Origin of the sequence: Leucobacter sp. OH1287, assembly GCF_003859945.1 — a bacterium.
Taxonomy (GTDB): Bacteria; Actinomycetota; Actinomycetes; order Actinomycetales; family Microbacteriaceae; genus Canibacter.
Map to the genome: position 1 here is coordinate 89,425 of NZ_RQYM01000002.1, position 13,231 is coordinate 102,655.

15 protein-coding genes are annotated in these 13,231 nt (G+C 60.1%); 7 read left to right on the forward strand and 8 right to left on the reverse strand.

All coding sequences use genetic code 11. The annotated features are described in order from the left end of the window. Positions 1-101: 101 nt before the first annotated feature. Positions 102-524, forward strand: coding sequence for an ATP-binding protein (locus EII30_RS09030; RefSeq protein ID WP_233569231.1), 423 nt, complete (start codon positions 102-104; stop codon positions 522-524). Continuing rightward, positions 521-1,102 carry an AAA family ATPase gene (locus EII30_RS09035; RefSeq protein WP_233569232.1) on the forward strand — a complete coding sequence of 194 codons (582 nt, stop codon included), beginning with the start codon at positions 521-523 and terminating at the stop codon, positions 1,100-1,102. The genes EII30_RS09030 and EII30_RS09035 overlap by 4 nt, the downstream gene beginning before the upstream one ends. Before the next feature lie 76 nt (positions 1,103-1,178). Here EII30_RS09035 and EII30_RS01475 read toward each other — a convergent pair whose 3' ends face one another. The 4 genes from EII30_RS01475 to EII30_RS01490 form a co-directional block, all read right to left on the reverse strand. Further along, positions 1,179-2,417: an MFS transporter gene (locus EII30_RS01475; RefSeq protein WP_124885557.1), complete on the reverse strand. Its 1,239-nt coding sequence runs from the start codon at positions 2,415-2,417 to the stop codon at positions 1,179-1,181. A 150-nt stretch (positions 2,418-2,567) separates the two neighbouring features. Then, positions 2,568-2,828, reverse strand: coding sequence for a metal-sensitive transcriptional regulator (locus EII30_RS01480; RefSeq protein ID WP_124885558.1), 261 nt, complete (start codon positions 2,826-2,828; stop codon positions 2,568-2,570). An 18-nt stretch (positions 2,829-2,846) separates the two neighbouring features. Further along, positions 2,847-4,526: an FAD-dependent oxidoreductase gene (locus tag EII30_RS01485; RefSeq protein WP_124885559.1), complete on the reverse strand. Its 1,680-nt coding sequence runs from the start codon at positions 4,524-4,526 to the stop codon at positions 2,847-2,849. Continuing rightward, positions 4,527-4,769, reverse strand: coding sequence for a hypothetical protein (locus EII30_RS01490; RefSeq protein WP_124885560.1), 243 nt, complete (start codon positions 4,767-4,769; stop codon positions 4,527-4,529). 231 nt (positions 4,770-5,000) lie between these two features. On the opposite strand from EII30_RS01490, the gene EII30_RS01495 reads away from it, so the two are divergent. The 5 genes from EII30_RS01495 to EII30_RS01510 all read left to right on the forward strand — a co-directional run bounded on the left by EII30_RS01495 (position 5,001) and on the right by EII30_RS01510 (position 7,660). Next, the gene (locus EII30_RS01495; protein WP_124885561.1) at positions 5,001-5,399 is read left to right on the forward strand and encodes a hypothetical protein; all 399 of its coding nucleotides are present in this window, start codon (positions 5,001-5,003) and stop codon (positions 5,397-5,399) included. A 121-nt stretch (positions 5,400-5,520) separates the two neighbouring features. Then, positions 5,521-5,895, forward strand: coding sequence for a hypothetical protein (locus EII30_RS01500; RefSeq protein WP_124885562.1), 375 nt, complete (start codon positions 5,521-5,523; stop codon positions 5,893-5,895). Positions 5,896-5,990: 95 nt separating this feature from the next. Then, positions 5,991-6,518, forward strand: a complete 528-nt coding sequence (locus EII30_RS01505) for a hypothetical protein (protein ID WP_124885563.1) — start codon at positions 5,991-5,993, stop codon at positions 6,516-6,518. Between the two features lie 545 nt (positions 6,519-7,063). Next, positions 7,064-7,189, forward strand: a complete 126-nt coding sequence (locus EII30_RS09140) for a hypothetical protein (RefSeq protein ID WP_370266834.1) — start codon at positions 7,064-7,066, stop codon at positions 7,187-7,189. Positions 7,190-7,198: 9 nt separating this feature from the next. Then, positions 7,199-7,660, forward strand: a complete 462-nt coding sequence (locus EII30_RS01510; RefSeq protein WP_370266871.1) for a GNAT family N-acetyltransferase — start codon at positions 7,199-7,201, stop codon at positions 7,658-7,660. 43 nt (positions 7,661-7,703) lie between these two features. Here the strand turns inward: EII30_RS01510 and EII30_RS01515 are convergent, their stop codons facing one another. The 4 genes from EII30_RS01515 to EII30_RS01530 all read right to left on the reverse strand — a co-directional run bounded on the left by EII30_RS01515 (position 7,704) and on the right by EII30_RS01530 (position 13,227). Further along, the gene (locus EII30_RS01515; RefSeq protein ID WP_124885564.1) at positions 7,704-8,963 is read right to left on the reverse strand and encodes an ATP-binding protein; all 1,260 of its coding nucleotides are present in this window, start codon (positions 8,961-8,963) and stop codon (positions 7,704-7,706) included. Between the two features lie 127 nt (positions 8,964-9,090). Then, complete coding sequence (locus EII30_RS01520; protein WP_233569233.1) at positions 9,091-10,338, reverse strand: M20 family metallo-hydrolase; 1,248 nt, start codon at positions 10,336-10,338, stop codon at positions 9,091-9,093. 36 nt (positions 10,339-10,374) lie between these two features. Then, a complete protein-coding gene (locus EII30_RS01525) occupies positions 10,375-12,075 on the reverse strand; it encodes a thiamine pyrophosphate-dependent enzyme (RefSeq protein WP_124885566.1) in 1,701 nt (566 codons plus the stop codon). Between the two features lie 57 nt (positions 12,076-12,132). After that, a complete protein-coding gene (locus EII30_RS01530; protein WP_124885567.1) occupies positions 12,133-13,227 on the reverse strand; it encodes a Rid family hydrolase in 1,095 nt (364 codons plus the stop codon). Positions 13,228-13,231: the final 4 nt, after the last annotated feature.

Consider the following 13,231-nt stretch of genomic DNA (forward strand, 5'->3'; position numbering starts at 1 on the left):
ACTGGGTTGCGACCGCCAGTCTCATTGGAAGATAGCACTAAAGTCGGTATGATTAACATCTAGGCGTTACAGGTTCTGGGCATATTCCGGGAGGGCTTACCATGGCAACTAACGATCAGGTTAAAGCCCTGGTAAAAAGCCACGCAGACGGCGATGACCCCAACTTTTATGCGGTTGCAATGCAGGTTGCTGCTAAAGCCGCTAGGTCCGGTCATTCCAGATATGCGCAAGAGCTGCGTGACCTGGTTAACGAGCTTAGGAAGCGTTCCGGCGGACAGCCTGGCCTTGCCGCTGTTGTCCCGCTGGCGCAGTCTAGAGGTGAGCTGAGTGATCTGCTGCAGGTTTCCTACCCCGGGGCAAGGTTGGGAGATCTTGTGCTCTCTGAGACGCTACGGGCACGGCTCGAACACGTGCTGCTGGAACAGCGGCAGCGCAGTGAATTAGCCGCATACGGTCTCACACCCGCACGGCGCCTACTGTTAACCGGCCCCCCGGGACAGGTAAAACCTCTACCGCTCGTGTGATCGCTGGTGAACTCGGGCTGCCACTGTTCACAATCAGGCTGGATGCGGTGTTCACAAGATTTATGGGTGAGACAGCAGCGAAACTGAGGTTAATCTTCGATGCTCTCGCCGAGACACGAGGCGTCTATCTCTTTGACGAAGTGGATGCCCTCGGCGGAGATCGCGGCGCAATGAACGATGTCGGAGAAATTCGCAGGGTGCTCAACTCGTTTTTGCAGTTCCTAGAAGAAGACAACTCTGACAGCATCATCATTGCTGCCACGAATCATCCTAGTCTGCTAGACAATGCGCTATTCAGACGGTTCGACACTGTTATGAGTTTTGAGCTGCCCGACAAAGCAGCGATTGAGCTCGTGATAAAAAACAGGCTTTCGTCATTCCAAACATCAAACTTAAGCTGGCCACGAATACTAACCGCTGCACAGGGGCTGACCCACGCGGAGGTGGTTACAGCGGCCGAGAACGCTGCTAAAAAAACAGTGCTGAGTGGACGTAAACGGGTGCTGACTGAGGATCTTGTCACGACACTTTCAGAACGTCCCCGTAGTCAGGCTGAATTGCAGATCGGCCTTTTCTAGAAGCATCTGTGTGAGCCAGCGCCCCTGCTGCTGCTCGGGGTAAGTTCGCTCACAAGCTGCCAGCGGACCGGGGCGGTTACCGCCCGGATCCACCCCGGAAACGCGGGTGTGTGAGCACCAGCAGCAGCACGAGCGCCATGATTGCGGCGGCGATCGCCAGTGGCAGGGTGGGGGAGAAACGGTAGAGGATGGTGCTCGCGGTTGGTGCGACGACGAAGGTTAGACCCATTGTGGCGCCGATTAGTCCGGCCATGCCACCCTGTTCTTCACGCGCGAGCAGCAGTGAGGGGCCGGCGGTGAATCCGGGGGAGGCGATGCCGAGGCCGAGACCGATTAGCGCCATTGAGATAAACAGCAGCGGGTATCCGGCGTCGGGGAGGAGCAGCAGGAAGCCTGCGAGTGAGATGGCGACACCGATCCGCAACAGTTTGCCGGGTGCCCAGCCGCTGCGTGGCACGATCACGGTCTGGGAGAAGATGAGGCCGAGCCCGGAGACGAGCATTGCCATGCCCGCGATGAAACCGGCGTTGCCGCTGCTGACGTGGAAGCGGTCCTGCACTAAGAAACCGGCGATGATCTGCATAAAACCGAGCGCGGTGTAGAGGCCGAAACCGGCGAGCAGGAACGGCCAGACGCGGCTGTCGCGCGGGTTAACCTTGGCGGGGTTTTCGATCAGCGTTGTTTTAGCGTCGCCGCGCAGGCGGAACGCGACGAGTAGTACGCCGCAGAGGATTAGCACCGGCACAATCGCGATGGACAGCATAAGGTCGATTCCCGCGATCGTGCCGCCGACCACGGCGCCAACAACCATCGCGCTGCCCTGCACCGCACCGACACCCGCCATGCCCTTGACGCGGGCAGTCTCATCGGGGGTTATGTCGGCGATGAAGGCTTGGGCGGTCGGGGCGACAGCGGCGATAGCGGATCCGAACAGGAGGCCGCGGCTGAGCAGGAACAGCAGAAACAGTGGGGTGCCGGAGAGGGCACCGGTTGTTCCCAGCCACGCCATCAGCGTGAAAACCGCCATTGCGATGGTTGCGAGCAGCATCGCGACGAGCAGCACCGGTTTGCGGCCGAGCGACTGGGATCTGCGCCCCCACACCTGGCTAGTCAACACAACCATAACCGCGGCCAAACTGATTGTGACACCGACCTGCCACTCCTCAAGCCTGATCTCGCGGGCGAGCGGTGCGGCCACAGGTGCGAGCGTCATCTGCCCGAGATAAGTGAGGAAAACCGCGGTCAGCAGGGTTTTAACCTGTGGTGCGGGCGCTGTCGTTGGTGAGGGGGTGGATCCTGTCGCTGCGGCGGTCATGCTAGAGATTCTAGTCCTGTCTGGCGAGCGTGTGCCAGCGCCGGTGAGGGGTGTTGCGAACAAATTGAGAACTGTTCTCAATAGGCTGTCGCGGCCCGCGCTCTGGCTGGTGCAGCACACAAGCCGCGACCCGCTCACCGACTGTCGCCACTAGCTAAAGCTGAGGAAAACCTTCTCCAGCTGTTTCTGCACCTCGGTTGTGTCGGAGGTGGAATCGAGGCACTGTTTCAGACCGGTCGCAATGATCTGGTAGCCGGCTTTATCTATCGCCTTTGAGCAAGCGGCGAGCTGCTGAATAACCTGTTCGCAGTCCGCCTCCGACTCCAGCATCCGAATCACCGCATCAAGCTGACCACGAGCCCGTTTTAGTCGATTTATCGCCGGTTTCGTGTCTTCTACAGCGAGTTCCATTAATACCCCCATCGCAGTTTAGGTGCCTTGCTGTGCGTGCGACCAGGTGACGTATCCGCCACTCAGGTTGCGCACTTTTACACCGTGTCCTCGCAACAGTGTAGTGGCAACGTGGCCACGCAGTCCAACCTGGCAGAACACAACCGCGTCGGGTGCGATCGCGTCCGGGTTTTTCGCGAGCACATCACGCATTGTGTCAACCGGAATATTAACAGCGCCCGGAATGGTTCCGGCGGCGTGTTCGGCGGGGGAGCGCACATCGACCAGGTGCGCGGCGGATCCACCCGCGGCACCCACGGCACCCTCTGTGCCAGCTGCGGCGGTGATGTCAGCGAGCTCGTGCCAGTGAACGGTGTTCTCTCCCGTCAGCTGGTTGTCGGCGACCATGCCCGCGATGTTGACCGCGTCCTTAGCGGATCCATACTGCGGCGAGTATGCAAGCTCCAGGTCTGCGAGGTCGCTGGCGGTGAGGCCCGCACGCATTGCGGTCGCGATAACATCGATCCGCTTGTCTACGCCGTCACGCCCAACCGCTTGTGCGCCCAGAATCTTGTCGGTCTCCGCGTCAATTATCAGCTTCAAATGCACTGGGGCGGATCCCGGATAGTAGCCGGCGTGGCTTGCCGGGTGCACGTGCACAATGCGGATCGCCCTGCCCGCCGCGCGAGCCCGTCGCTCACTCCAGCCGGTCACCGCGAGAGCCACACCGAAGGCGCCGATGATCGCGGTGCCCTGGGTTGCGAGCCGGGCAGTGTCGCGACCGGTGATAATGTCGGCGACGAGCCTGCCGTGACGGTTCGCGGTCTGCGCGAGCGGCACAAGTGCAGCAGCGTCGGTGTTGAAGTCGCGTTTCTCTGAAGCGTCGCCGAGCGCGAACACGTTCGGGGCGGAGGTGCGCAGCTGGTCATCAACCTGGATGCCACCGCGCTCGCCGAGGGCGATTCCGGCGTCGCGCGCCAGATCCGTCTCGGGAATAACACCGATCGCGGCGATAACAATGCTCGCTGGAACGCGGGTGCCGTCAGCGAGCAGCACCTCGTCGGCGGTGATCTCGGTGGCGTTTGCGTTTGTGATGATGTTGATGCCGTTGTCGCGCAGGTTCTGCATCATCACGCCCACGATCTCCTGATCAGCGATGCCGAGGATGTGCGGTGCGCGCTCGATAATGGTGACGTTAAGGCCGCGGTCCTTCAGGTTCTCGGCGAGTTCAACGCCGATGAAGCCGCCGCCGATGATTGCTGCGGAGGTGACAGGATCCGCGCCCTCTAAATCGAGTGCTGCAACGATTGAGTCAACATCCTCAACGGTGCGGAGGGTTAGCAGCCGCTCCTTGCCCGGCATGTCGGGCACTATCGGCCGCGCGCCGGGGGAGAGCACGAGGTGGTCGTAGTGGTGGGTTGAGGTTACGCCAGCGTGTTCAACCGTGACGGTCTGCGCCTCGGTGTTTATCGCGGTGACCCGGTGGTTTACCCGCACGTCAATGTTGAAACGTGCCCGCAGCGACTCGGGGTTTTGCAGCAGCAGCGCGTCACGCTCGGCAATGGTTCCGCCCACATAGTAGGGCAGCCCGCAGTTTGCGAATGACACATGACCGGACGCCTCAAAGACGATAATCTCCATGTCTTCGCTGCGGCGACGCAGACGCGCGGCGGTTGACATGCCACCCGCAACACCGCCAACAATAATCGTGGTTGCCATCTAGTTGCTCCTTGAAAACAGTCGTGAGAAGAATCCCTGGGACTGGCTGTCGCCGTCAGCTTTGCCGCTGGCGCTGTTAGCCTTGGTGCCTGCGCTGTTTGCTTTAGCGCCGGATCCGCCCTTGCCGGATCCGCAGGTACACCACTGCCCGGGGGGAACGCTCGCTTTTACAGAGCTGATGTGCTGGCCGCAGCCAGCCCAGGTGGTCTTTTGACATTTTCTACAAGTTACTGGTCTACACATAGCAACTACTATACCCCCGGGGGTATTTGTATCGCAAACTGAGATGCGCGGCGGGGCGTGGATCCGCCCCGAATGAATGGATTCAAAAAACCGCCGAGACTCCCTAGAATAATTCAGGTGAATGTAGTAGCGTAGTTGTTGCAAACAGCTCTGGCCGGTGATTTGGACTCCGTTTTGGCGTTGCTTTGTTTAGATTTTGTGTTTCGTCGTTGGCTTGGGGAGGCTGTTTCGTTGGCAGGGAAAAATAACAGGTTGATGGGGTTTGCGGCCGTTGTGGCGGGCGGATCCATGCTGCTCGGCCTCGCAGGTTGTTCCAGCGCCGTAAACTCCGCCGACCCGGTACTGGAGAACGAGCGTGTGGTTGTTTGGGATGCCTACGAAGTAACCGGTGAGAACAAGGTTGAGGTGATTGCGTTTATGGGCAGTGAGGAGTGCTACGGGCACCGCACCGTTGCCGAGGAGCACGACGGTGTGCTGCGCGTGGCAATCGTGGAGGGTGGGCTGTCAACCGCGCCCGACGACTGCTCGGGTGATGGCAAAGAGATGAAGTTCGAGTTCGACACTAAGAGCCCGGCCGTTTCGATGCAGATTGAGCCGCTCGACTCCACCAAAATCGACCTCGCAAACTAGCTAGCGCGGCGGCGTAATATCCCCGCGATCGCAGTCGTTTGCCTTGTAGAAACCCCGCCCGCTTGTTAAGATAAGACTGTTTATCGCTTATATTTGAGCGGATACAAAGGGGGAGATTTTTATGGGATTCACACGAGTTAACGTGGTTAAAGCGGCGGCCGGTTTCGCGGTCTGCGCAGCGCTTGGCGCAACCCTCGCTGGCTGTGCCGGTGGCCCATCCGAGGATATTGCTTCGTGGGACGGTTTCGAGGTCACGGGTGCTAACGAGATCACCATTAAGGCTTCGACGGCGGATCCAAAATGCTACAGCTACCGGATCCAGTCTGATGAGAAGGACGGGCTTTTGCGGGTCGCCCTGATCGAGAAGCGTGAGGCCGAGGCTGGCGCAGAGTGCTCCGACGCACTGCAAACCACCGAGTACCAGATCAGCACCAAGGCTGACGCGGAGAGCCTGCGGGTAGAGGTTCTGCCCGAGGAAGACGTTGAGCTCAAGTAGCCACCGCGAGCCCTCTGTGATCCGCGGCTTGGATTCACTGTGCCGCGGCTAAGATTAACCTAAACCAACTAAACAACCCAGACGGAGAGGTCATTTTGAACATCGAAAACCCAGACAGCAACCAGCCTGCTCAGCAGGTGGGTGGATCCGCCCAGCAGCCCGCTGACCAGCCCGCCGTCGCACACGCGGCACCGCCCGCGCACGGTCAGGTGGCGCAGCCGGTTATCGGGCAGTACGCGCAGCCGGACCAGGCAGGCCAGTATGCGCAGCAGCCGGGTGCAGGCGCCCCATACGGCGCGCAGGTGAACGGTGCGGCGCAGAAGCCTGGTGCTCCGCGGCTAGAGATTCCGACAAACAAGCACGCCCGGAAAGCGTTCCTCGTCACCGGTGTCCTCGGCCTGGTGTTTGCGCTGTCAAACCTTGGCACAGTGCTGTTCGGGTTTATTTCATTCTTCACTTTCAACCCCTATTTGGATGTTGGGTTTGTTGAGCGGGCATTCTCCTTCTTCGGGAGCGTGCTCAACGGCTTCATCCCAGCCGCTGTGTTCCTGACCGGGGCAGCCCTGATCTACGCGTTTGCGAAACGCGATGATGAGCAGGAGAACAGCGCCACGGGCAAATAGGTCGGATGCAATCTCGGTTGGTTTCGCTTTAACAAGGAAACACTGGCCGTGCGCAGGGTCGAGCTGTTTGCTGGGAGGCAGTCTCCGCTAAGCTGGCGGTTTGTATCGCTGGAGCCAGCAGCTAGGGCATAATGTTCACTCGAATCTATCAGGATGGCAGCGAAACACCTGTCGTGGCGACAATTACCCTAGGCGAATTAATGCAAGTTGACGGTAATCACGAGTGCTCTTGTCGGCTAGTTCTCAAGGGTTCTGAGATCGACTATGACATGACTCTTATTGGCATAGACGAGATTCAAGCATTCGAGAATGCTGTGCTCTTGTTGCACACGCTCGAAGAAAAAGAAAAGTTGTCCATAAAATCTTGAGGAATAAATCCAATATCAAGGGGATATAGGGTGAAACCTGGCGAGCAAGAATAGGTGAGGTTGTAAGAGAGAGGATCCGCTGCGGTGGATCGTGCACGAGTTGAACCCGTTGAGAAGGGACACCCCCGGGGCCGTGTTGACGTGATCCACCCCCGCGAGAGTGGGTAGGATGCTGCTATGAACAGTTTTAGTGAAGCGGTTACGCTCAGTAACGAGTTTGTGAGGCTTGAACAGCTCAGTGTTGAGCACGCGGCGGATCTCGCGGAGGCCGCGGGCGAGGGGGAGCTGTGGCGCAAGGCATGATACACCACCATTCCTGCCCCTGATCGGGTTGAAGCTGAGATTGAGCGGCGCCTGGAGCTGCAGCGGCAGGGGCGCATGGCACCGTGGGCGGTGGTGGATCCAGAGGCCGGCAAGGCGGTTGGGATGACGACCTATTTCGAGATTGACGAGGCTAACCGCCGACTCGAAATGGGTTACACCTGGCTGGGTGTGAAGGCGCAGGGGAGGGCGATTAACCCGGCGATGAAACTGCTGCTGCTCGGGCGCGCATTCGAGGAGCTGGACGCGATCGCGGTTGCGCTGACAACAAACTTCCACAACCACCAGTCGCGGGCGGCGATCGCGAAGCTCGGGGCGAAACAGGACGGGATCTTGCGCAGCCACAAGATCGGGCCGGAGGGCGTGGTCCGCGACACGGTGGTGTTCTCGATTATCGCGAGTGAGTGGCCGGGCGTTCGGTTCGGGCTGCGCCGCAGGCTGGGGTTGGCCTAGTTCGCAGCTGTTCGGGTTGGCCCAGACAGTCGTTGCCGCGACGCTAGCTCTGCTGCCAGAGCGTGCTGATCGGCAGCGCCCAGAGCCGCTCCCCAAACGGCAGCGCCTTGGTGCCGGTGTAGAGAACTATGCCGTTCTTGAAGCACGAGCCAGCTTTGTCACGCAGTGTTGTTAGGCCCTTAAAGTGGCTGTTGTTGATGCTGCTTGTTGCTTTCACATCCAGCCCCACAATCTCGCGTTGCGGGTTTTGCAGTATCACATCAACCTCGTTGCCGCGGCTGTCACGCCAGTGCCGCAGCTGGTAGTCCACCTCGGACCAGCTCTGCTGTTTAGCCAGCTCAGTCACAACAAACGCCTCCAGCGTACCGCCCGCGAGAGCGCTAGAAATATCGAGCTCAAGACCTGTGGCGCTAACCCCGTTCAACATTGCGGCGATGCCCGGATCCACCAGCGAAACTTTGGGTTTTTTGATGCTGCGATCGGTGATGTTGTTGCCCCACGCGGGGAGCTCGCGGAGCAGAAAAACGTTCTTTAGTGCGGAGACATAACCGGGGACGCTGCGTTCGGGGATGTTGAGCGCCCGTGCGGTGTTTGCTGCAACGAGTTCGCTGGCTGGTTGGGCCGCGAACAGCTGTAAAAGCGGCTCAATCCGGTCAGTGTGCTGTAGCCTAAACGTTTCAGAAACGTCCTTCGAAATCACCAGGTCGATGTAGTTCTGCAGCCAGCGACGCTGCTGTCTCGGCGCCCAGTCGACGATCTCGGGGAAACGGGTTGCTGTCGCCAGCTCAAAATACTCACTGCGTTTCACGGGCGAATCGGCAGGCAGTTGCCTGCTCTCGCTAAGCTCCCATGCGAAACGCCCAAAATCCTCGTTCACTCCCAGCATCTCGCCCTGACTGAGCGGGTTGACGTTGATCGTCTGCATTCTGCCCGCGAGACTTTCGGCGTTTCTCGGTAGCTGCATTAGGTTTGCGGATCCGGTAATTACGAACCTGCCGGGTTTCCGGTTTCTCTCAAGCGCCGCCTTAATCGACAGCAGCAGTTCAGGAACCCGTTGAATCTCGTCGATTGCGAGCGTGCCCTCGGGATACTGGTCTGCGAAACCGTCAGGGTCCGCCTGCGCTGCTGCTCGCACGCTGTTGTCGTCAAGGTTGACGAACCGGGAAGCAGAGTCTTTAAGCAGCTGATGAACCAGAGTTGTTTTACCGGACTGACGCGCACCAGAAATCGCCGTCACCGGCGAGACTGCCTTTGCATCCAGGGCAATCGGCAGAATATTGCGTCTAATCAGGGAGCTGCTCATAGACCCATTCTAGTCACCTTCGTTGCGGTTCTGCCACCTTCTCGTTGCGGTTCTGCCACCTTCTTGTTGCGGTTTTGCCACCTTCTCGTTGCGGTTCTGCCACACCAAGAAGCGCGAAATTACAAGGTTATTCGCGATCCAGCCCGTCTTTTGCGAGCTTCGTGACAACACCTGCCAGGTGTGCTAAACCGGCGAGCATGTCCTTGTCGCTTGTGTACTCGCGCAGGTTGTGCGAAATACCAGAAACGCTCGGCACAAACAGCATCACGGTTGGCGCCACATCCTTCATATTGGTTGAGTCGTGCCCAGCCACCGTCATAACCCGGTCGTGAGTGAGCCCGAGCTCTGCGGCAGCCTCGCGTGCGAGTGCGATCCCGTTCTCAGGGTACGGGTTTTGCTCCCACCGGTGCTCGCCGATTATCTCAATCTCAAGCCGGTCACGCTCAGACACCTCAGCGATTGTTTTTTCGAGGCTCGCAAAGGCTGCGTCCAAAACCTCGGTGTGTGGTGAACGAAGATCAATCAGCAGCGTCACCTCGCTCGCAACAACAACCGGCGAGTTAGGGTAGACGTTAATCTCACCGCAGGCGGTGTGCAGGTCACCCGGAGCAAAATCATCAACCAGGTCGCGCGCCGCTGTGATGAGCCTGGCAGCACCCAGCAGGGCGTCCCTGCGATCCGCCATCTCGGCTGCGCCGCTGTGAGCCTGATCGCCGGTAACCCGCACCTCAAGCTTGTGCGCGCCCCAGGTGGCGTTAACCAGACCGATTGTGACACCGTCAGCCTCCATGCTGCGACCCTGCTGCACGTGGATCTCCGCGTACGAGGCAACCTCCGGCATCGTAAAATCGCCCAGCTCGTGCAGCTTACCGAGCGCCTCGTAAACGGTGACCCCGCTGCGATCCGCCGTGTTCAGCGCGGTCTCAAGCGGCAGCTTACCGGTGAAAACGCTGCTGCCCATCATCGACGGTTTAAACCTGGAACCTTCCTCGTTAAACCAGTTAACAACCGCGAGATTGTATTTTGCCTCGCCGCTCTCACCGAGCTCGGCGGCAGCCCGCAGGCAGGCGTGCGCGCTCGCCAACACACCGTAGGCGCCGTCGAACCGGCCGGCGGTCGGCTGCGAGTCAAGGTGTGAACCGGTCAGCACATACGGTGCCCCGGGAACCAGCTCCAGCAGTCCATACTGGTTGCCGATAGCGTCCCGCTCAACCCGAAAACCATGCTCTGTCAGCAGACTCTCAAACCACTTGCGCTGCTCGCCGTCTGCGGCGGTGCCTGCCTGTCGATCCACCCCGTGCGTGCCGGGAACCGCGCCAAACTGCGACAGTTCATCCCAGTGCCGCAGGAAATCCTTATCAGCTATTGCGTTCACAATAATCCTCCGTTTGTTTAACCTGATTACTTACCACTAGGCAATCTCGCCGCTCGCGGGCGGCATCACCTCGGGGCTAATTTTGATGTGGATCAGCGCGGGCACCGCCGCAGCCAGGCACCGTTCAAGTGCCCCAGCAAACTCTGCGGTCTGGTTGACGCTCTCGCCGTGGCCGCCGTGGGCGCGCATAATCTCCGCAAAGTCTGGGTTTGTCATGCGGGTGCCGGACGGTCTGCCGGGATAGTGCTTCTCCTGGTGCTGCACAATCGTGCCGTAGATACCGTTGTCAATAACAATAATCACAGGTTTTGCGCCGTGCGCAAAAGCGGTCGCGATCTCTTGGCCGTTCATCAGATAGTCGCCGTCACCGCAGACGGCAACACAGTGTCGATCCGGGGTGATCAGGCTGGCTGCAACCGCTGCCGGAACCGCAAGCCCCATCGCGCCGTTACGGGCACCAACCAGGCTGGCTGCGCGGTTGTGTTTAATAAAACGGTGTGCCCAGATGGTTGCGTTGCCAGCGCCGAAGGTGAGCGTAGCCTCGCCCGCCAGTTGGCGATCCAGCTCCGCAAACACATCGCCGAGATCCACGCCGGAAGCCTCGTTGGAGCTGGGGGTGGCGGGAGCGGCGGCGTTCACGCTCGCGTCGGAGCGGTGTGCGGCGAAGCGCTCCTGATCCGCGCGGCAAGACTTTAGCCACTCGCTGTCTCGGTTGCCGGTTAGCTCAGCGGCATCTAGCTGGGTAAGCGCTGCTACGAAGGCGGCGGGTTTTGCACGCAGTTGCAGATCCGCTCTGCCACTGTGCCCGAGCGCTGCACTGTCGCCTGTGACGGTCACGGTTTTCGTGTCTAGCCCGAGGGTGTAGCCGTCGCTCAGCACATCGGTTCTGCCGCAGCCAATAAAAATGTGCAGGTCGGCGGCAGCGTAGTTGTTAGCGACCGCGTCAGCCCTGCCGTAGCCGAGCCAGCCAGCGTATGCTGGGCTTTGGTGAGGAACCGCATCGTATGCTCGCCAATCCTGGAAGACTGGGATACCCGCCAGCTCCGCAAACGACGCCAGCTGTTCACCGCAGCCGGTGTGCCAGCCATCACCGCCAACAATAAATGCCGGTCTGGTTGCCTCACCAAGCAGCTGCGCCAGTTCGCCAAGCTGCTCGGAGGAGACGGATCCACCACCCGCTCTGCCACCAAACCTTGCCGGGGTGATCGCGCGGGGATTGGTGACCTGTTTAACCAGAATATCCTCAGGCAGGCCAACAACCACCGGCCCTGGTCTGCCAGCGGCGGCGATGCGCAGCGCCTCAGCGGTTAGTTCTCCGGCGCGTTCAGGGTCGTCGATTGTGATGACGCGCTTCGCGGTTGTGCCAAACCAGCCCGCAAGGCTGAACTCCTGAAAAGCCTCACGCTCGCGATCCGCCACCGGAATCAGCCCCACGAACAACACCAGCGGGGTTGCGTCCTGCCAGGCGGTGTGGATAGCGATCATCGCGTTGGCTGCTCCCGGCCCGCGGGTCACCATCGCAACTCCCGGGACACCGGTCAGCCGCCCCTCGGCAAGCGCCATAAACCCGGCGCCGCCCTCCTGGCGGCAAACAACGGTCTCGATTGTGGAATCGTGGAGGCCGTCAAGCACGTCCAGGTAGCTTTCGCCGGGAACGGCATAAACCCGCTTCACCCCAAAGTTTTCGAGGGTTTTTACAATGTGGTGCCCCGCAGATAGGGTCTGCTGCTCTGTCATCACTCTTGCTTTCTGGCTTTATCGGTTAGTTATTGGTTTTGGGTGGTTGTTCGGTGGTTAGCGCTTATCACCGGTTGCTAACACCGTCCGCAGGTTGTCGCAGCTGCTGATGCGCTCGAGCAGCTCTGGCTCCCGCTCATCGGACTGCTGTGCGTGAGCGATAAGGCCGCGACTTATCTGCTCGGGTTTCAACGCGACAACGCCGTTGTCGTTACAAACTATTATGTCCCCCTGGTGGATCACAGCACCGCCGATCTCAACCGCTCCGCCGTGGCAGTCATCGCTTAAGGATCCGAGCCGCTTAGTTGTACGGCAGCTGAAGCCCGTCGCAAACACAGGTAGTCGAGAGGCTAAAGCCAGGAGGTTAGAGCGGTCGGTTACCGGCCCGTCGACGACAATCGCGGCGAGCCGCTGTTTCACGGCTGTGGCAGCTGTGACCGCGCCGATTGGGGCGTGAAGCCCGCCTTTTACGCGCAGCACCAACACCTCGCCCGGCTGGGCAGCGACCAGCGCGCGGTTAACGGCGATTGCGTCCGGTTCGGATAAATCAACGGTGCGGGCGGTGCCGACTACCTGGTCGCCGCTGCCGACGCGGAAGATCGCGGGGGAGCAGAAACCGGTGTCGAGGAAGTGGCCGAGAGTGGAGGCGTCAACCGTTTGCAGCAGCCGGATTGCTTCGGCGGTGCTTAGACCGGCCTCACTGGGCGAGCCCGCCTCAGTGGCATCCGCCGAACCAACACCGCCAGCCTCACCAGCGCCAACCGGCACCTCGTAGCTTGGCTGCTTAACCCGCGCAACGCACTCAACCTCCAGCGGAATGTCCCAGATTCCCACACAGACGGTTGTGCGCGCGGGTTTGCTCTCGCTAAAGAACTGCTCATATACCCGGTTGAAGGTGTCGCGCTGTGCGGGGTCGGTGAGGTAGGCGTTAACCTTCACCACCCGGTCAAGGTCACTGCCGGCAGCGCGCAGAGTCGCCCGCAGGTTCGTTAGGCACTGCCTGACCTGGTCCGCAAAATCAGTCGGGGTGACCCCGCTCGCGTCGCTTGGCACCTGGCCGGTTGTGTAGACAACGTCACCGGCGACAACCGCCTGCGAGTAGGGGCCGATCGGGGTGGGCAGTTCCGGGATGCCGGTTATTCTCTCGATCATGCGC